The following is a 20586-nucleotide window of genomic DNA, read 5'->3' as shown; positions in this document are numbered from 1 at the left end:
CCAAATAATTATCTTTAAAATTAGATTTATAATTTTAACAGATTTCTTATCTTTCTCGAAATAAAATATTCTTATCTACCATGGCATTAAGCTGGAATGAAATTAAAGAAAGAGCCGTTCTATTCTCTAAAGAATGGGCTGATACATTTAATGAAGAAGCCGAGGCAAAATCTTTTATTGAAGCATTTTTTAATGTATTTGGCATTACTCGTAAAAGAGTAGGAACTTTTGAGCATCGGGTTAAAAAACTAAATGATGCGGATGGTTATATAGATTTGCTTTGGAAAGGTACCATCTTAATAGAAATGAAATCTAAGGGCAAAAACTTAGATAAAGCATTTATACAAGCAAAAGATTATATACATGGCTTAAAAGAGCATGAATTACCTAAATACATTTTAGTATCAGACTTTGAGAATTTTAGGTTATTTGATACCGAAGAAAATAAAACGCTAGAATTTAAACTTAATGAACTTGTAAACTATGTACAGCATTTTGGATTTATAGCAGGTTACCAAAAACGTATTTATAAAGAGCAAGACCCTGTAAATATTAAAGCAGCCGAATTAATGGGTAAGCTGCATGATAGGTTAGAGGAAATTGGTTATACTGGGCACCCGCTAGAGGTTTATTTGGTTAGGATATTATTTTGCTTGTTTGCAGAAGATACCACCATTTTTGATAAACACCAGTTCCAACACTTTATAGAGGATAGAACTAATGAAGATGGAAGCGATTTAGCAGCCAAAATTCAAGAACTCTTTCAGGTTTTAAATACACCACATGCCAACCGCTTTAAAAATCTTGATGAACAGCTAAATGCTTTCCCTTATGTAAACGGTAAACTGTTTGAAGAAATACTACCCTCTGCAAGTTTTGACAGTGCTATGCGTAATAGCTTACTAGAATGTTGTTATATAGATTGGAGTAAGATTTCGCCAGCCATATTTGGCTCTATGTTTCAAAGTGTGATGAATCCGCAAGAACGCAGAAACTTAGGCGCACATTATACCAGCGAAAAGAATATCCTTAAGCTGATAAAACCACTCTTTCTAGACGATTTATACGCAGAGTTTGAAGCTGTAAAAAAGAATAGGCCTAAGCTACAAGAGTTTCATAAAAAGATAAGCCAGCTTAAATTTTTAGACCCTGCTTGTGGTTGTGGTAATTTTTTAGTGATTACTTATAGAGAGTTACGCCTGTTAGAAATAGAAATTTTAAGAGAGCAATACAAAAACCAACTAGCTACAAGTATAGCATCAATTATTTGGTTAAATGTAGATATGATGTACGGCATAGAATACGAAGAATTCCCTGCCCGTATTGCCGAAGTTGCCATGTGGCTGATGGACCACCAAATGAATATGCTGATAAGCAATGAGTTTGGGGAGTATTTTGCGAGATTGCCATTGGAGAAAGCTGCAAAAATTGTACATGGTAATGCATTAACCACTAATTGGCATAGTTTGCTTTTTCCTCTAGACCATATTAATGTTATTGCTGAACAGACTAATATTTTTATACTAGAAGAGCCTATACACGAATATAATACGGTAAACATCCTCACAAATAAGTCTCAAGAACATAAATTAAGCAGTATAAAAGGCAATGAGGATAGCAGCTTTGATTTTATATTAGGAAACCCTCCATTTTTAGGGAAGAGTAATCAGAATGTTAACCAAAAAGCAGAAATGTCTATTCTTTTTAATGGTGTAAATGGTGCTGGAGTTTTAGATTATGTTTGCGCTTGGTATTTAAAAGCGGCACAGTTTATACAAAACACCAAAACCAAGGTAGCTTTTGTTTCTACAAATTCTATATCTCAAGGAGAACAAGTAGGAATACTTTGGGAACTACTATTCCGTAAATACAATATTAAAATACATTTTGCACATAGAACATTCAGTTGGAATAATGAAGCGAGAGGAAATGCAGCTGTACATTGTGTTATCATTGGCTTTGCAAACTTTGATACCAATAATAAAAGAATATTTGAATATGAGAATATAAAGGGTGAGCCTCATGAAATCAGAGTTAAAAATATCAATCCTTATTTAGTAGAGGGAAAAGATTTCACATTATCATTAAATGAAAAAACTATATGTGATGTTCCGAAAATTGCATGGGGGAATAAACCAGTTGATGGAGGTAATCTCATAATTTCCGATAAAGATTTAGGTGCATTTCTAACACTGGAACCAAAAGCATCAAAGTTTATTAAACCATTAATTAGCGCTAAAGAATTTCTTAATGGTGAAAAAAGATGGTGTATTTGGTTAGTTGATGCTTCGCCAGAAGAAATAAAACAAATGCCTTATGTTTTAGATAGAATTAAGAATGTAAAAAAAATACGAGAGAATAGTATTGATGAGGGAGCAAGAAAATTAGCCCTCAAACCAACTCAATTTCGAGATATAAGAAATCCCGAAAGTTATATTTTAATACCCAGCACAACATCGGAAAATAGAAAATATATTCCATTTGCATTCTTTAAAAAAGATAATATACCACATAATAGCTGTCATATATTACCAGATGGAAACTTGTATCACTTTGGAATATTGATGTCTTTAATGCATATGGCTTGGGTCAAAACAACTTGTGGTAGATTAAAAAGTGATTACAGGTATTCAAAAGATATTGTTTATAATAATTATCCTTGGCCAGAAAATCCAAGTGAAAAACAAATTCAACAAATAGAAGAAAAAGCACAAAAGGTTTTAGATGTAAGAGCAGAATTTCCTAACAGTTCTTTAGCAAATTTATACAACCCATTAACTATGCCTCCAGCTTTAGTAAAAGCGCATAACGAGTTAGATAAAGCAGTTGATTTGGCGTACCGCCCGCAGCCCTTTTTAAGCGAAGCCAAACGCATGGAATTTCTATTTGAATTGTACGAGAAATACACCGCAGATTTATTTACTAAAGAGAAACCTAAAAGAGTAAAGAAAACAGCTTAATGTTTTAAAAGCGCTTTAATACTACTTATACTTATTTATAGGCCTTAGCCTTAGCAATAAGATTGATGATTTTAGCCTCTTCATCTTGGTACATTAGAAGCTTTTTATTTTTATCGAACAGAAAAACAGAAGGGTATTTTCTGGGATAAAACTTAGCGATAAACTCTTGATTAAGATCTTGTAGTATAGTTACATTCTTTTTGTTTAGAAGATTAGCACCAAAAACGTTCATGAATTTTAGTATACCATCTTTCCTATCCATGGTTACTAGGTATAGGTTAACATGAGACAAGTTTGGGTGCTCTTTAGCTAAAAGCTGCATGGTTTCTTGGCAGTGCGAACAGGTAATATCAAAAAAGCTAAAAATGGAAAGTTTCCCCAGAGGGATATTCTTATCGGTTAAAGAAGTTCCACTTAATTGGAAGAACTTAAAAGATGGTATTGTGCGTACTGGCTCTTGTGCGTTTAGCATACCAATACTTAAGAAAACACTTAAAATGATGCTCCAAAAAAATTTCATACTATAAAATAAAAACTCCCTGACAAACACTGTTTAGTCAGGGAGAATAAACACTCTAACTTACACTTAATTCCAAATACTTTGGACACTTGCTATCTCTAAGGTTCTTAATAACATTCCTTCTTTAGACTTAATTTGTAATTTATTAAAAGGCTGCGTTGGGAAAAAGATATCTGTCATGGCAGTAAGGCCTCCATCAGCAAAAAATTCTACCGATGCAGCGTCAAATAGAAGCTCTATATCTGTTGAAGTTGAACGCGACAAACGTGGCGCTGTATGCACCGCTCCAAATCCTTTTTCGAAGATTTCCTTTCTTGCATTTTGCCTATCAATAAAATATTGGTTGTCTTTTTTATTGTATCCAATAATTAATTCTTCATTGTTGTCATTAGATAATACAATTTTATAATCTTGAATAGTAGCCGAATTAAACTTGAGTTGGAATTTCCCTTCAGCCTGGGCAATATCTGCTGATAAATCTAAAGCGTCTGTTATTTGAATATTCTTGCTAGACTTACTTTTACCAATAATCTTCTTTAACTCTTTAACAGGCTTGTTAACCAATAAAAACTCATCATCAACAATTTCTAAGCTTAATTCTCGAGGCAAAGTCATGGCGCTTCTCCATTTTTCTGTGGGTACTTTTTCTGCATATTGCCAATTACTCATCCATCCCAAGAAAATCAGTCGATCGGTATTTGAGAAAGTTACACCTGCATAATCGTCTGTTCCATAATCAATCCATTTTGTTTTGGTATTGAAAGGTTTAAAACTCTTACCATCAAAGTCCCCAATAAAATATTGCGTACCAGACCCGCCGTTTGGAGCACCCGGATTAATACTTACCAATAAAACCCACACTTCTTTTCCATCAACCTTCATTGGAAACAAGTCAGGACATTCCCAAACACCTCCGTGAGCGCCTACCTTTTCTCCAAATTCACTTTCTTTAGTCCAATCAATTAAATTCGGCGAAGAGTAAAATGTAATTCTATCTTTTGTAGCAAGGGTCATTATCCATTTTTTCACTTCAACGTTCCAACGTACTTTCGGGTCTCTAAAATCCACTATTCCAGGGTTTTTTAATACTGGATTTCCTTCGTACTTTTCCCAGCTTTTCCCTTCATCTAAACTATATGCTAAACTTTGGTACTGATAATCTTTACGACCTTCGCTTTCTAACTTTCGATTGTGATGGGTAAAAATTGCGACTAAGGGCATTTTACCTTCTTTACCCAATCCGGATGTGTTATTTTCGTCATATACGGCACTTCCAGAAAATATCCAACCCAAACTATCTGGAAATAATGCAATTGGTTGCTCATCCCAATGAATCAAATCTTTACTTATTGCATGCCCCCAATGCATAGGCCCCCAAACTGTACTATCAGGATTGTGCTGAAAGAACATATGATAATTGCCATTAAGATAAATTAACCCATTTGGATCATTCATCCAACTAGATTTGGGTGTAAAATGAAACTGTGGGCGATATGCTTCTTTATAAGTGGTTGTATTTTCTGATGCACTTTTCTTTACAGAACATGCAGAAATTAGAAAACAAAAAATCAGGTACTTAATATTTTCTTTCATAGCTTTTATGGTTTTTAAAAATGATTACTAGAACTGTAAAGTTCGTTGATTTAAACGCTTAATATTCTTAAGTCTATTTACTAGTCACACTACCCTTCCAAATAGTGTTGAGGTTCCAAACATTTAGTGTATTCAAAATAGCATCATTGCCCTCTGTAAAAAATTCAACTCCTGTTTGGTCTGTTGCGGGAAAAGTTACTGCGCTAATCACAGATTCTCCGTCGTTATTGAATATCTCAATGGATGATTGATCTACAAATATCCTCATCCTTAATTTTTCATTATGCATATTTAAAGGAGATTGTATCTTTTTTGCAAATAACTTGGTAAATTCCTTATCTGATAAGTAATCGGTGCAATTTGATCTATCAAGCGTCAACACAGCGATTGAAGGATCGTAACTAAGCACCAGCTTTCGACCATCTCCTACCAGCAGGTTTATCCCGAAGATATCGTTACCTGGATTTACCTCAAGATCAATTTCGTAAGAATTTCGCTTTGGCTTAACCTTTTTCCAGTTTTGATTTTTTTTAAGCTTTATGGCACTTCCGCTAAACAAATTACTACGTAACTGGTTTAATGCAGTAACCGGCATCTGAATTAGCCTGTAGCCGTAATCACTCTTCTTTAACGTTAAAGTCCGAGGTAGAGATTCAAACCCTTTTCCCCAAGTTGTAGGAACTTTATTAGCATAATCCCAATTTCCCATCCAACCAATACTAAATACAGTATCTCGGAAAGAACGGTTATTATCATAATTTCGCCAAGTTCTTGTGGCGTAATAGTCTGGTCCGTAATCCAGCCATAAAGCATGTTCTAAACCTTGGTCGTACAATTTATCGCTAAACAAAATGTGATCAACTGCGATAAACCCGAGCTTGCTTGTGGTGTCACGGTCAACTATTTCTATAAAAGCGTTTTTCCCTTTTAAATCTCGGACGTCCCATCCATGCCATTTGAAAACATTGGTGTTATCGCCAGAAGTCATCCTAACAGTTTTACCATCAACTACTAGTTTAATACAAGTGGTATCTGGATGCAATCCGCCAGCAATTAAAAAATTTATCGCGTTATGATTAATTTTGAAAGTTTTAGATTTCATAATGCCAGTGGAATGCTTATCTGTTGCGGTGCCTACAAAACTATTCCCCAAATAACCACTAATATGGCGAGGACTAAGTCCGAAAAAAGCTGAGTTTTTAACCACCCATTCTTTTGTTCCAGATTCAAAATCATCAAAAACCTCCCCATCTATACCTTTTCCAAAGCGGAGGTAATCTGTAAAATCAGTATCGGCTGTGAATTTTTTTCCGTCAAACTCTCCAATGAAATACTGCACCCTATTCGGTCCTCTCCCGATAATCATTGCCCATTTTTTTATTGTAGAGCCAGCAACAGGTACTTCGAAAAGATCTGGGCACTCCCAAAAAGAATTTTGCGCACCCAGCCCTTCGAAAGAACTACAAAATTTCCAATTTTTAAGGTCTTTAGATTCAAAAATCTGTATTTGCTGAATATCTGGTACGGCCACCACCATTTTCCAGGAAGATGACGGCTCATGCCAAAAAACTTGTGGGTCTCTAAAATATACTTTATTTACATCTAAAACCGGATTTCCTTCAAAAAGACTGTAGGATTTTCCTGAATCCTGACTTACAGCAAGAATTTGTGTTTCAGGTAGTGAATCTCCTCTAAAATGTCTCGTAAAAACCGCGATGAAACTTTCCTTTCCAAAGCCGGATGTATTATTGTTATCAACAACCACAGAACCACTAAAGAATGAAAAATTCTTATTCTGTTTCATTGGTCTTGGCTGTTCTGACCAATGTACAAGATCCTTTGAAATGGCATGACCCCACCAGTATAAGTGAAAATATCCGTTTTTATATACTAGTCCATCCGGATCTCCAATCCATCCTTTTGCTGGGCTAAAATGATATAAAGGTCTGTACTTCTGTGAAACGTAAGATGTTGTGTCCTGTGCTAAGGCATTAAATGCAAGGAAAAAGAACATAACTAGAACACTAAAAACGATTGTTTTCATAATAATTATTTATGAGTTGCTATTTTTATGTTTCTAACAGTTGCGTTGATACCTTCTGCAGAAATTGTCCAAAGATTATTATTTAAGTTATATACCCGATTGGTAAGTGCTACTTCATCATTGATGTATAAAATCGCAACTGATTTTTCCATTACCAATTTGAAATTATACACTGTGTTTGCAGTGAACTTAAAAGATACTCGGGTAATTTCCAAGTTATTATTATATCCTGCTATACGGTTCTTTTGTGGTTCTATTTTGATCGTATAACTTCCAGTATTGTCGTCTTTTGCATTTAAACCAAAAATTAAAGATCCATTGAGCTCTGCAAGCTTAATACTCCCTTTGATCATGGTCGTTTTATTCAACGCATTAAACCTCATTATAGAACCTGTTCCATTAAACATGAAATCAGTTCCAGTATGCACTGCATTTCCACTTTTGTTTTTTACTACCGCATCCGTTTCGCTATTAAAATAGTTCAATACAGAAGCAGGTAATTTAACCGCAAGATTTCCATTTGATAGTGTATATAATTCATGAGTAACTAAGTTTCCTCCCCAAGTCAAAGTTCCTGTGTTGGTTTCAGGATTACGGCGATGAGCCCATCCCATAGTGTATATTTGAGTCCCATTTGATACGGAGCGTCCGGCGTAAAATTGATGACCATCAAACATATCATTACCTGCTACTGGCATTGTCCACGGGCCTTCGGTAGAGTTTGCTACCCTATATCTTGTTCCGGGAGTTGCACTCCAGTTTTCAGCAAATAGCAAATAGTACTTGCTGCCAGATTTAAAAATCTCAGCACACTCCATCATCAAATAATTATCATTATCAATCGGAAGTGTTCCTCTAATAGCCCAGTTATCTGAAGCCAAATCTTTAGTAGTAAATACCAATATTACCGCTTTATTAGATTTTTGGGTACTTACCATCATCCAATATTCTTTAAATTCTTCATTGTAAAATACAGATGGATCTCGGAAATCGAAACTGCTATAGCCTATTGGCGCAACAAGCTTAAATGTATTTTTTTTTGTCCAAGTCTTAAGGTCTGTGCTGGTAGCATACATTACTGCTTCTCTAGGGTTTGATGAAATCCAGTTAACGCTTCCATTATGACCAGTATAATAACAGTAATAAAGTTGATTGTGTTTCACAATTGAACCAGTGCCAATTAGTTGGTCTTGCTGGTCAGCGGTACTGTAGGCAATAGCCTCGCCTTCGTAATTGAATTTCAAAAAGTCTTTTGTTGTAAACCTATGGATTGGATGCTGGCCTTTACTCAATTGCTTTACCTGATCTGTTGCATCATGTAAGAAAAATATCTCAAACTGATTGTTGAAGTAGTAAGGCATTACGTCTCCTATCCACCCTACATAACCAGTTTCAGTACTTGATTTTGCGGGGGTTGGTTTTGGGAAAATTGTAACTTCATCTGCTACCACTGGGTTAGTTATCACCGGAGCTGATTCTTTTTGTTTAGCACAGCTTGTTAATAGAGCAATACCAGTTAAAATCATGGTCAACTTTACTTTCTTCATCATCTTACAGTTTATTTTAAAATAAAAAACTGTTACTGCACTTAAATGCAGTAACAGTATAAAAGCATTAAAAATTCTTTAAATAATCAATAGAATTTTTGGTAAGAGTTTTGATATTTTTTAAGAAACCATTAGTTGGGCTTCCTCCTTTTTTTGTTTCGGTAAACCAATCATAAGCTCCAAATGTAATGATTACAACATTTGCATTTCCATTCGTTTGCCACTCGGCAATACCCACTCTGCCGTTAAGTTCGTTATCCCAGCTCTCAGATGCTAAATTTATACCACCTGTAGCTTCTCGCCAACCTGCTGCATTTACATAGCCGCCCCAATCAGGAAGAAACCACCAAGCGGTATGGTTAGTTCTATATGTTCCCTTTTGTAGCAAATTTGCTTTCCCTGGTTCATAGGTTTCTAAGCCACTAAATATCGGATGGTTCTCTCTTCCTCTAAAAGATATTCCCCAATCATTATTTGTTTCAACAAAACCATTCGCATCGTTTGGATCTACATCCATATCACCAAATACATTATTTGGCCCACGTCCCGCAGGCACAACGTTAAGCGCTTCAACATACCTGCCAGCAAATCCTGTAAGTAGTAAATTACCACCCGAGGCTCTGTAAAGCTTTAAAGCTTCAATTACAGCAGGTGCTATTGCTGCATTTGGAAGGCTTTGTGTTGTATCATAATGCCACCACATTACCTTGTAACCAGTCATAATACGACCGTTGGCTATACTTTGGAATGACACGTAATCTGATGCCGGATAAGTTGAGAAAAACCAATCTGCAGCAGCTTTTTCGTCAGCATTGGTAATTGCACTTCTAGAAGTTGCAACACCAATAAAAGCATATTCATTTTCTGAATCAATAATTACCCTTGCGCTGTATTCAACATTTTTACTTCCTTTAGTTACAATATATTTTACCTCGTTTGTGAAGTTTCTTGGAGTTCTAGAACCAGGCGAAATACTAACACCAGATGCCATCACAATTTCTGGTGAGAGGTTGTTTAATACGGTACCTTCTTGTAAAATAACAGTAATGGTTTTCTCTTCATCATTAATAACACCAGCAGTACCATTGATTTTAAAAGATACAAACGGCGATGCTACCTTTACTTCTGCTAGATATTCTCTAAATTTATTTTTATTTGTAACCCTAAATTTAACTAAACCATTAAAATTAATTGGGGTTCCGGGTGCTGGACTAACTACGGCACCTTCGGGTAAATCTATATTGGGTACAAGCGAGGTTATATCTGCACCGAAAGGTACAACTACATTAATCTTGTTTGTTTTCTGGTCAATATCGGCAACTGTACCATTTATAGTAAAATTAGATAGGGTTACATTACCTGTTAGATCAAGATCGGGATTATTATCTTTTTTACAACCAGCCAATATTGCAAAACATAGTATGGAAAAACCGACACTTTTTAAAAGTTGTTTATACTTGCTCATTTCATTTAATTTTTAATTGATGATTAATATTTAGGATTTTGCTTGTATAGGTTTTTACTAAAGAAGATTTGATTTTGAGGAATCGGAAGATACTCATCACGCCCTTTGGTAAACTGTGCACTTTGGTAAATTGAACGGTTAACTTTTTCTTTCTGAAAAAATGCGTTCATTTCTTGTTCTGCTACACCCCATCTTATCAAGTCGAAAAATCTTCCTCCTTCTAAGGCCATCTCTAAACGGCGTTCAAATCTAAGTGCCTTTCTTGCATTTAACTGATTCCATACAACATTTACCCCGGGAACATAATTAGAAACTGCATAAAGTGAAGTTAGTTGCCCGTTAGCTTTGCGTAATTTAGAAACACTGCTTGCCGCCCTTGTTCTAATCTGATTAATTAACGGGAGTGCTTCATTTTGTCTACCTAATTCTATAAGAGCCTCTGCTTTAAACAATATTACATCTGCTACCCTAATAAGTATTCTGGTTTTTGAATTCCCGAAAAAAGGAGCAAGGTTAATAAAGCAATCACAATCAGGAGAAACATTCTCTTTCATAGAATTGTAATAACCATATAAGGCAGGGTTTCTTGCCCAGCTTTCTGTAACTACACGGGTAGGCTCATACTTCCAAGGTGCATCTGGTCTTGATATGGTATGGTCAAGTCTAGGATCAACGGTATTGCTATTAAAGTTTACATCCTGATTATTGTAAATATCAAATAGAGGAACGCCTCCATTTGTTTTAAATGAATTCACAAGCGACTGTGATGGCTTCTTAAAATCGCAACATCCAATACCTTGTGGTACTGTTAACATATCGCCAAAATTTACACGTCCTAATCCTGCGCCATCATTAAGAGAAAACTGAACAGACATAAATGCTTCTCTGCCATTTTCAAAGCTACCAGGCAAAAAATTATTGGCGAAATCTGGTTCAAGTTTGTAACTAGAATTTAAAGCCTCATCAGCTGCTTTTACTACTTTTTCCAAAATAGCTAAATCAACATTGGTTACTTGGTGAGCTGCATCTTGTTTATAAGCTTGAAACAACCTTGTTTTTGCAAGAAACGCATAAGCTGCATACTTATTTGCTCTTCCTATTTGCGGTTGCTCGGCAGGTAATGTATTAGCTGCAAACTCAAAATCTAATGCGATTTTTTCTAAAATCTGATCTCTAGTAAATACATCGTTTCCAATCGCTTGGTAATCTTCTGGCGCTACAGTTTCATCAATATATGGGATATTTTTGAATAAATTTTCTAGCATTAGGTACCAATAACCGCGTAAAAAACGTAGTTCTGCTTTACGGGTTTCTAAAAGAGGAAACTCGTCTTTATTAAATTTATTTAAGATACGAAGGCCTTCGTTAGCTCTTCTGATTCCTACATAAATATTAAACCAAATCGCATCATAATTCCATTGGTCTGGGCGTGATGATACAAAAGTTTCCATTCTATGAAACACATCGCCATCATTTATGCCACCTCCTCCTTTGTAAGCATCATCAGATCTAATATCACCATACTGGTACATACTAAACGCTCTGTTAATTTCATCATTTCCTAATTGAGAATAAGCGGCAATAACAAAACCATCTGCCCGTTCAGGCGTTGCTACTTGCTCTTCATTTAAAGATCCTTTTGGGCCCACATCAAGTGCCTTATTACAAGCCCCAAGTGTTATGGTGGTGCCAATGAACACCATGTATATATATTTTTTGCTAAAAAATTTCATGATTTTATTATTTTAAAATTTCAAATTTAAACCACCTGTAAATATCGTTGGGTTAGGATAACCAAACCCTGCATTCTCAGGGTCTAACCCAGTAAATGATTTTGATTTCCAAAGAATAGCAAGATTATCACCTCCAACATAAAACCTTAATGATTTTATTTTTAAGGCTGCTAATTTCTTAGCATCAACCGTGTAACCTATCTGTAAGTTTCTAAGTTTTAAATAAGAACCATTTTCTATAAAATAAGTAGAACTTCTGTTTTCGGAATTACCATCAGTAAGCGTTAATGCAGGTATTGTTGAGTTTGAATTAAGTGGTGTCCATGCATCAAGTACCCTAACACCCTTATTTGATGAAGATTCTACAACGCTCCAAAAGTCGGTATGCATTTTAGCAGAGTTATAAACATCAACAGATCCAAGACCTTGTAACAAAAACGAAATATCAAACGCTTTATATTTAACATTGGCATTAAAGCCGTAAGTCATTTTTGGTAGTGGGTTGCCTATCCAAGTTTGATCGTTAATATCAATCACACCGTCCTGTGTAATATCTCTGTAGCGAATTCTACCCAAATCCTTACCCGGTTGGATTGCATGAGCGTCAACCTCGGCTTGTGAATTAAATAGCCCATCAGCAACGTATCCAAAAAAAGATCCAACGGTACGACCAAGTATATTTAAATCTCGTCCATTACCACCATAAGAATTGATAACTTCCTCTGGTAATTCTGTAACTTTACTCCTTATTATGTCAAAATTACCACTAAGGTCTAAACTAAGGTCATTTGAGATATTGCTCCTATGCCCAATTTGGAATTCAAACCCACGGTTTGCCATAGATGCACCATTTACCCATCTGTTACCCCCCTCGCCCAATACTGCAGCATAAGGTGGTAATATAAGTATGTCTGATGTTTTCTTTACAAAATAGCCTAAACTACCATAAACTTTTTGATTTAAGATGGAATAATCAATTCCTAAATCCGTTTGCATAGTTTGCTCCCATCTTAGATTTGGATTTTCGTTTTGAGAAAGGTAGTAACCGGATGGAAGTGTACCTGATTTTCTCCCGCTAATATCATAAGCGGTTATATTATAATTTGGCAAATAAATATTAAAAATTGCGTTATTAGCAATCTCTTGGTTACCATTTAATCCCCAACTTGCTCTTAATTTTAAATCGTCAAAGAAATTTATCTTATTTTTAAAAAATGGTTCCTCACTAATTCTCCAACCGGCTGATAAGGCAGGAAATATTCCGTATTTATTGTTGCTGCCAAATCTAGAAGATCCATCCCTTCTAATGGTAGCAGAAAACAAATATCTATCTAAAAAACTGTAGCTAGCTCTTGTAAAATAAGAAAACAAAGCGTTTCTTGCACCTGAGCCACTGTTATTTTGAGTGCCTACTCCTGCGTCTAGGTAAAGATAATCTGAATCTTCAATTACAAAATCTGTTATTGAGGCGTTAAATGAGCTAACATTCTCAGAAACATACTCTGTACCTGCAAAAACATCAAGACGATGTTTATTATTCTCTAGCTTGTAGTTTATACTGTTGGTCCAAGTTTGTCTTAGATTGTCTGATTGTGAATTTGTAAGTCTATTGGTATTATTAACAAGATATCCACTAACATATCTTTTGTCCCAGTTTCTTGAAGAAAAATCACCATAATCTATCCCGAAATTTGATTTAAGCGAAAACCCACGACCTAAGTTTACTTCAGCAAAGAAATTACCAAACAAACGAAAAAAATCATAATGGTTTTGTTTATTATCTTCCAAAACACGTACTGGGTTTTGTCTATCATTCATTCCGGCAACTGGGCCGCCCCAACCAATTCCATCAACTGTACGAACTGGTATAATTGGGAGTGCCTGTAAAGCCGAATTGATAATATCCGCTTGTACTTCTTTTGTTTTGGTTAAACTTAAATTTTGTCCAACAACAACAGCACCTCCAAATAATTTATAATCTGTATTTAATCGAACAGATATCCTGTTAAATCCAGTAGTATTTATAATGCCCTTATTATCATAATATCCAATAGATAAAAGTTGGTTACCTGTTGTTCCTGCGTTAGAAACCTGTGCATCATAATTTTGCACAACCCCCATACGAGAGATTTCATTGAACCAGTTAGTATTAGCAGATTTGATGGTTTGTTGGGGATTAAGATACTCTGGTACAGTAATATTACGTAGCACAGGTTGGCTAGTTACGGGATCTACAGACCAGTCATAAGAATATTGAATAGAGTTTAAATTTGGATTAATCCCGTTATTGACATGAGCCTGCCACATCGCCTGCCCATAACCTTTAGCATTTAACATCTCTATTTTACTAAGATACGATGATAGGGCAGTAAATGCGTTAGCACTAACCTGTGTACCGCTTCCTTTAGCTCGTTTTGTTGTAATTATTACTACACCATTAGCCGCTCTTGCCCCATAAACACTTGCAGAAGCAGCGTCTTTTAGAATCTGCATAGATTCGATATCGGCCTGATTAAGTTCATGCAATCCTGATTTTGTAGGTACTCCATCAATAATATACAAAGGATCGTTGTTGTTAAAAGTACCTATTCCACGGATTCTAACTGTTGTTGGAGCGCTTGGCGAACCGCTACCGGTAATATAAACACCAGGAACTTGCCCTTGCACCGCCCTCATACCGTTTGCTACAGTTTGCTTATTAAGTTCATTAACATCCACAATTGCTACCGCACCAGTAATATCCTTTTTTCTTTCAGTTTGATAACCAGTTACGATCACTTCATTTAAATTGGAATTACTTTCCTCTAAAATTATATTTAGCATTTTATCATTGGACGTAATCTTATACTCATACGTTTGGTATCCCAAGTAAGAAACCCTTAATGTTTGTCCGCTTGTTATTGCAATTGAAAAACTTCCTGTCAAATCTGCAACCGCAGATTGTTTTGTTTCTACATTAAACACAGAGGCTCCTATAATGGGTTCTCCGTTGCTTTTGTCTGTAATCTTCCCTTTTACATTTCTTTCCTGTGCTAATAGGTTAAAAACTGCCATGAGAAGAGGAATAATTAGTAAAATCCTTTTCATAATTTTAATTTGTTTAGGTGTATAAATGGTTAATAGTTGCTAGTTCGGTTTTCCAAATGAAATAATTAAGATCATTTGGCTTATACTCTGGGCAAGCTCCAGAGTGCATGGTTACATATGCGCCTAAAGCGGCGGCATAACTTAGTGTATCATTAATATCTGCATGTGCTAATTTTTTCAAAAGGAATGCGGCTAAGAAAGAATCTCCGCTTCCTATGGTATCATTAACAATGACTTTATATGCTGGATAATTATACTGTTCATTTTTAGTATAATAAGTAGCGCCAGAACTTCCTTTTGTTACTACGATTTCGGAAATTCCAAATTTGTTCTGAAGGTTTTCAATCTTCTCCCATTCTGTTTTACAATTTGAAAAAAACCAACTTGTAATGAGGTTTAATTCATGAATATTAAGTTTTAATAAATCGCTTTTGTATAAAAGATCTGCAATACCACTTTCAGAATAGTGCGGAGCTCTTAGATTGACATCAAAAACTTTATATGTTGCTTTATCTAATAGAGAAAGAAGGGTATTGTAAGAAGTTGCATTTCTAGTAGCTAGGCTACCAAAAACAAATGCATCAGCGTTTTTGGTAAGCGTAGAAATTTCTTCATTTTCCTCTATAAAATCCCAAGCCACTGGTTTAACAATTTCGTACTTCACTTCATTATCATCACCTATTAAAACCTCAACTGTTGATGTTGGATAAGTTTCATCTATTTGACAATATTTTTTGGAAAGCCCTTTGGTCTCAATAAAAGCTAACAACTCCTCTCCGTTCTTATCGTTCCCTACTTTACTTATAAGACTACTTTCTATACCTAGTTGGTTAAGATGATAAGCTACATTCATAGGAGCTCCGCCAGGTTTTTTGCCTGTAGGAAGATTATCCCATAGAATTTCACCGTAACACACTACTTTTCTTTTTATATTTTTCATCCCCGTTAATCTTAACTTTAATGCATTACCATACTAGTCTCTATTTGCTCTAAAGACTTTCCTTTTGTTTCTGGCATCATTTTCCAAACAAATATTAATTGCAAGAACATCATCACACTAAAAAACATAAAGGTTGTGCCTCCGCCTAGTTTCTCTGCGAAATAAGGGAAACTAAATGCTACAATAGCAGCCATAATCCAATGGGTAAAACTGCCAAGAGTTTGGCCTTTAGCTCGTACTTCATTAGGAAATATTTCAGAAATAAATACCCAAATAACTGCGCCTTGAGAAAAAGCAAAGAAGGCGATATAAAACATTAAATAAACTACAATGGCAGAATCGCTAAAATTACCCGAATAGAAAGTGCTAGATACTAGTGCTAAAGAAAGTATTAACCCCACAGAGCCAATAAGCATTAGTGTACGACGACCAATTTTATCTATAAAAGCTATAGCTATTAATGTGAAAGTAAAGTTAACCATACCAATACCCACTGTAGATAATAATGAGATATGAGCACCTAAACCTGCCATTTCAAATATCCTAGGTGCGTAGTATATAATAGCATTGATACCCGATACTTGATTGAAGATTGCAAATAAGATAGCTAAAGTTATAGGTAGCTTATATTTTTTAGAGAGCAACTGCTCTTGTGAAGCATGAGCTTGCTGAGATTCTTGAATTGCTTTTAACTGTTCATCACAATTAAGCGGATTAATTTTTTTAAGGACTGCTAATGCCTCCTGAATTTTTCCTTTATGAAGTATTAACCATCTTGGGCTTTCTGGCACCATGAAAATTAGTGCAAAGAAAACAACTGAAGGGACTGCTTGTATACCTAACATCCACCTCCAAGAAGATTCACCTTCTTGTCCAATAATATAGTTAGATAAATAAGATATTAATATACCTAAAACTACATTAAATTGAAACAAACCTACTAAACGCCCTCTGGAATTGGCAGGTGAAATTTCTGATATATAAATAGGCGCTGTTACTGATGATATACCAACTCCCAATCCTCCAATTAATCTAAATATTAGGAAAACTGTCCAGTCTGTTGCTAATGCAGTACCTAAAGAAGAAACTAAATAAAAAATAGCAACTATAAATAGTGTGTTTTTACGTCCAAACTTATCAGACGGGATTGAACCTAATAAAGAACCTAATACGGTACCTATTAAGGCAATAGAAACTGTGAGGCCGTGTTCAAATACGTTCAGATTCCAATAAGCTTGAATTGATTTTTCCGCTCCAGAGATTACAGCGGTATCAAATCCAAACAGGAATCCGCCCATAGCCACTACTAGTGACCAAGCAATAACAGAATTTTTTGTCATAATAATTGTAAGGTTTACAAAGACTAAAGTATTGGACTTTGCAAAACATAACATACAATTATGTATCAAATGTATATGTTATTGTTCCAATTACAGATTAGCACTTAAAACTCTAAAAAACAAGCATTTGTACCATTAATCTATATTCATATTCTTTCGTATCTTAAATATTGTATCTGGTATCTTAAAAATTATATCATCAATTTTCATTATTCCATTTAACTATTTGCCCTCCTTAAAAGATTTCTTATACTAGAATTTCCTCTTATGAAGATTATAGCTTCATAAGTTAAAGTAGAAGAATCTTAAGTAACTAGATATTGGGATTTCCATTTATTATTTAAAAGATTGGAAAGATTTACTGGTAAGCAGTTATTGTTTAAATAATAATGTAAAATTGTATTTCCATTTGTAAAGTTTTATCCTACTTTTACTATATAAACTCTCGAACTCGAATTATCGACAATTCTTTTAAACTTTAAACAAAACGATTCTTATTTAAAGAATTAAATACTAAGCCAATTCATAGATTCTTTATAAATTATGAATATTTCATACTTATACCTCTTTAATAAGAAAACGATAACACTGTTATCATTTTTATTATTACTTACCACCTCGTGTTTTCAAAGCAAATCACCAGGGTCTAGGGAGGAATATGTCATCGGGTTTTCGCAGTGTGTTGGTTCTGACCAATGGAGGAAAACGATGCTTGATGAAGTTAAACGCGAACTTTCTTTTGAAAGCGGTATTACTTTATATTATGAAGATGCAGATAACGATAGTCGTAGACAAATTGAACAAGTAAAATCTTTACTCGCTAGAAAGATTGACTTACTTATCATCTCGCCAAATGAAGCAAACCCACTTACGCCTGTTGTTGAAGAAGTTTTTAAAAAAGGTATACCTGTTGTTGTTATTGATAGAAAAACAAACTCAAACCTTTATACCGCTTATGTAGGTGCAGACAATTATGAGATAGGGAAGATGGCAGGAGAGTATCTTGCTAATAGACTAAATAGAACAGGAAAAATCTGGGAAGTCATGGGACTTCCAGGTTCTTCTCCAGCAATAGAAAGACAAAGGGGCTTTTATGATGCCATAAAGAAATTCCCTAATGTTAAAATTACGGAGCAGGTTTACGGCAATTGGCTACTTGATAAAGCCGAAAAAGAAGTTTTAAATATCAAAAGTAAGGATGTTGATGCAATATTTGCACACAACGACCAAATGGCCCTAGGAGCTTATAATGCACTTAAAAGTAATAAACTAGAAAAATCTGTAAAAATTATTGGAGTAGATGCCCTACCAAACGGAGGTCAAAAGTTTGTTGGGGATGGTATTATTTCTGCATCTATGCTGTATCCTACAGGTGGTAAAGAAGCCATAAGAACATCACTTGCTATATTAAAGAAAGAAAGCTTCGAAAAAGAGAATATCCTAAAATCTGTAGTTATTGACGCTACTAACGTACAATTGATGAAAATGCAGATTGAAAAAATGGATAATCAGCAGGAAGATATAGAGCGGCAACAGAACATGTTATCTGAGCAAAATAAAATCTATAAAGACCAGCAATTCATTTTAAATGTTTTGATTATAAGCTTGGTACTTGCTTTAATTTTTGGTGGGATAGCATTTTTAGCTTTATCTGAAAATTGGAAGAGCAATAAAAAATTAGAAACTAAAAATCATGAAATCATAGCTCAACAAGAAGAACTTATCAAAATGTCTGCCCAAGCGAAAGTTGCTTCTGAAGCTAAATTTAATTTCTTTACCAATATCTCTCACGAATTTAGAACTCCGTTAACACTTATCATCAGCCCGCTAGAAGAATTAATTGCTGATACAAGCGTACCACCAGCTGTAAGTAATAGTCTCAAATTAATTAACAGGAATGTAGTCCGTTTATTAAGACTCGTAAATCAGTTGATTGAGTTTAGAAAAATAGAATATGATGGCATGAAAATAAAACCTAGTAAAAATAATATTACTGTGTTTTGTAAGGATATCATCTATGCCTTTAAAGATATAGCCCAAAAAAGAAATATAGAACTCAAATTCAAATCGACCGTTAATGATTTGGAAGTTTGGTTTGATGTGAATATGCTTGATAAAGTGCTCTTCAACTTGTTATCAAACGCATTTAAATTTACAAATAGTGGCGATAAAATAAAAGTTACCATAGAATTAGAAAATGATGAGTTTATTAAAATCGTCGTCCAAGATACAGGTTTAGGTATGGCAGAGGATGATAGTAAACATGCTTTTGAGCTCTTCTATCAAGGTAAAACTCATCAAACTAAGGGTTCTGGTTTAGGCCTAACCTTAAGCAAAGAAATTGTAGAACTTCATAAAGGAAAAATATTGGTAAATTCTCAACTTGGGCTTGGAACCACCTTTACGGTTATGCTACCAACTGGAGATAAGCATTTTAATATAGATGAAACTTATAGTTACCAAACAGATAAAACCACTAACTATGATGATATTAAAATTTATACCACAGAGCTAGAAAATATTGCTATTTCATCTTCAGAAACACATAAAAAGGAAGACAATATAGCCCCTCATGAATTTTCTATATTAATTATAGAAGACAATGACGATTTAAGAAACTTTTTAGCTCAGAAATTATCCTCGGAATACGAGGTGTATGCTGTATCAGATGGCTTACAAGGAATAAGAGAAGCTTTTGATCAAGTTCCAGATTTAATAATTTCTGATGTGGTATTACCCAATAAATCTGGGACTGAAATTGTACAGACATTAAAAAATGATATGAGAACCTCTCATATCCCTATTGTTTTACTTACAGCCAAAGGAAGCATAGAACAAAGAATTGAAGGTATAGAAACCATGGCCGACGCCTATATTACTAAACCTTTTAATTTACAACATTTAAAAGCGAGTGTAAAAAATCTTTTGTTTAACCGTAATTTGCTAAAAACCAGATTTACTACAGAAATTGCTACAGACAATAGACACAACGTTACCAATAAACTGGATAAGAAATTTTTAAGTGAGTTTGCAAGCATCGTAGAAAGTAATATAGCTAATGAGAAATTTAACGTAGATGATATCTGTAAGCAAATTGGTATTTCAAGAGTTCAACTGTACCGAAAAGTAAAAGCTTTAATGGATACAAACATTACAGATTATATTTTAAATAGACGACTTCAACGAGCTAAATACCTGCTTTTAAACGAAGATCTTACCATTGCTGAAATCACTTATCAAGTAGGATTTGCTTCTCCAACATACTTCTCAACCGTATTTAAAACTCAAAATGGTTGTACGCCATCAGAATATAAAAAGAATAAAAGTGATTTACTTGGTTGATTTAATTTAGGAGAT

General features: G+C 34.7%; 11 protein-coding genes. 2 read left to right on the top strand and 9 right to left on the bottom strand.

Features of this window, described 5'->3' with window-relative positions; translation table 11 throughout:
- The first annotated feature begins 80 nt into the window (after positions 1-80).
- Positions 81-2960: a class I SAM-dependent DNA methyltransferase gene (locus FYC62_RS16615; RefSeq protein ID WP_149075756.1), complete on the top strand. Its 2880-nt coding sequence runs from the start codon at positions 81-83 to the stop codon at positions 2958-2960.
- A gap of 31 nt (positions 2961-2991) precedes the next feature.
- On the opposite strand, the gene FYC62_RS16610 is transcribed toward FYC62_RS16615, so the two are convergent.
- The 9 genes from FYC62_RS16610 to FYC62_RS16570 all read right to left on the bottom strand — a co-directional run bounded on the left by FYC62_RS16610 (position 2992) and on the right by FYC62_RS16570 (position 17229).
- Positions 2992-3480, bottom strand: a complete 489-nt coding sequence (locus tag FYC62_RS16610; protein ID WP_149075755.1) for a TlpA family protein disulfide reductase — start codon at positions 3478-3480, stop codon at positions 2992-2994.
- A gap of 66 nt (positions 3481-3546) precedes the next feature.
- Positions 3547-5073, bottom strand: a complete 1527-nt coding sequence (locus FYC62_RS16605) for a glycoside hydrolase family 32 protein (RefSeq protein ID WP_149075754.1) — start codon at positions 5071-5073, stop codon at positions 3547-3549.
- Between the two features lie 73 nt (positions 5074-5146).
- Positions 5147-7117 carry a glycoside hydrolase family 32 protein gene (locus FYC62_RS16600; RefSeq protein WP_149075753.1) on the bottom strand — a complete coding sequence of 657 codons (1971 nt, stop codon included), beginning with the start codon at positions 7115-7117 and terminating at the stop codon, positions 5147-5149.
- A gap of 5 nt (positions 7118-7122) precedes the next feature.
- Positions 7123-8667, bottom strand: a complete 1545-nt coding sequence (locus FYC62_RS16595) for a glycoside hydrolase family 32 protein (RefSeq protein WP_149075752.1) — start codon at positions 8665-8667, stop codon at positions 7123-7125.
- Positions 8668-8731: 64 nt separating this feature from the next.
- Entirely contained in the window at positions 8732-10129 is a 1398-nt protein-coding gene (locus FYC62_RS16590; RefSeq protein ID WP_149075751.1) for a DUF4960 domain-containing protein, read from the bottom strand.
- Between the two features lie 23 nt (positions 10130-10152).
- Positions 10153-11862: a RagB/SusD family nutrient uptake outer membrane protein gene (locus tag FYC62_RS16585; RefSeq protein WP_149075750.1), complete on the bottom strand. Its 1710-nt coding sequence runs from the start codon at positions 11860-11862 to the stop codon at positions 10153-10155.
- A 12-nt stretch (positions 11863-11874) separates the two neighbouring features.
- Entirely contained in the window at positions 11875-14949 is a 3075-nt protein-coding gene (locus FYC62_RS16580) for a SusC/RagA family TonB-linked outer membrane protein (protein WP_149075749.1), read from the bottom strand.
- 13 nt (positions 14950-14962) lie between these two features.
- Positions 14963-15889 carry a carbohydrate kinase family protein gene (locus FYC62_RS16575; protein ID WP_149075748.1) on the bottom strand — a complete coding sequence of 309 codons (927 nt, stop codon included), beginning with the start codon at positions 15887-15889 and terminating at the stop codon, positions 14963-14965.
- Positions 15890-15906: 17 nt separating this feature from the next.
- Positions 15907-17229, bottom strand: a complete 1323-nt coding sequence (locus FYC62_RS16570) for a sugar porter family MFS transporter (protein ID WP_149075747.1) — start codon at positions 17227-17229, stop codon at positions 15907-15909.
- A gap of 543 nt (positions 17230-17772) precedes the next feature.
- Here FYC62_RS16570 and FYC62_RS16565 point away from each other — a divergent pair.
- Positions 17773-20571, top strand: a complete 2799-nt coding sequence (locus FYC62_RS16565; RefSeq protein WP_149075746.1) for a hybrid sensor histidine kinase/response regulator transcription factor — start codon at positions 17773-17775, stop codon at positions 20569-20571.
- The last annotated feature ends 15 nt before the right edge of the window (positions 20572-20586 follow it).

Source organism: Pedobacter aquae (genome assembly GCF_008195825.1).
Lineage (GTDB): Bacteria > Bacteroidota > Bacteroidia > Sphingobacteriales > Sphingobacteriaceae > Pseudopedobacter > Pseudopedobacter aquae.
The sequence above is the reverse complement of the archived record's forward strand: the minus strand, read 5'-3'. Positions and strand labels throughout refer to the sequence as shown.

Coding starts and splice junctions, on each gene's coding strand:
- FYC62_RS16615 (WP_149075756.1), top strand. CDS start 81: ATGGCATTAAGCTGGAATGAAATTAAAGAAAGAGCCGTTCTATTCTCT.
- FYC62_RS16610 (WP_149075755.1), bottom strand. CDS start 3,480: ATGAAATTTTTTTGGAGCATCATTTTAAGTGTTTTCTTAAGTATTGGT.
- FYC62_RS16605 (WP_149075754.1), bottom strand. CDS start 5,073: ATGAAAGAAAATATTAAGTACCTGATTTTTTGTTTTCTAATTTCTGCA.
- FYC62_RS16600 (WP_149075753.1), bottom strand. CDS start 7,117: ATGAAAACAATCGTTTTTAGTGTTCTAGTTATGTTCTTTTTCCTTGCA.
- FYC62_RS16595 (WP_149075752.1), bottom strand. CDS start 8,667: ATGATGAAGAAAGTAAAGTTGACCATGATTTTAACTGGTATTGCTCTA.
- FYC62_RS16590 (WP_149075751.1), bottom strand. CDS start 10,129: ATGAGCAAGTATAAACAACTTTTAAAAAGTGTCGGTTTTTCCATACTA.
- FYC62_RS16585 (WP_149075750.1), bottom strand. CDS start 11,862: ATGAAATTTTTTAGCAAAAAATATATATACATGGTGTTCATTGGCACC.
- FYC62_RS16580 (WP_149075749.1), bottom strand. CDS start 14,949: ATGAAAAGGATTTTACTAATTATTCCTCTTCTCATGGCAGTTTTTAAC.
- FYC62_RS16575 (WP_149075748.1), bottom strand. CDS start 15,889: ATGAAAAATATAAAAAGAAAAGTAGTGTGTTACGGTGAAATTCTATGG.
- FYC62_RS16570 (WP_149075747.1), bottom strand. CDS start 17,229: ATGACAAAAAATTCTGTTATTGCTTGGTCACTAGTAGTGGCTATGGGC.
- FYC62_RS16565 (WP_149075746.1), top strand. CDS start 17,773: ATGAATATTTCATACTTATACCTCTTTAATAAGAAAACGATAACACTG.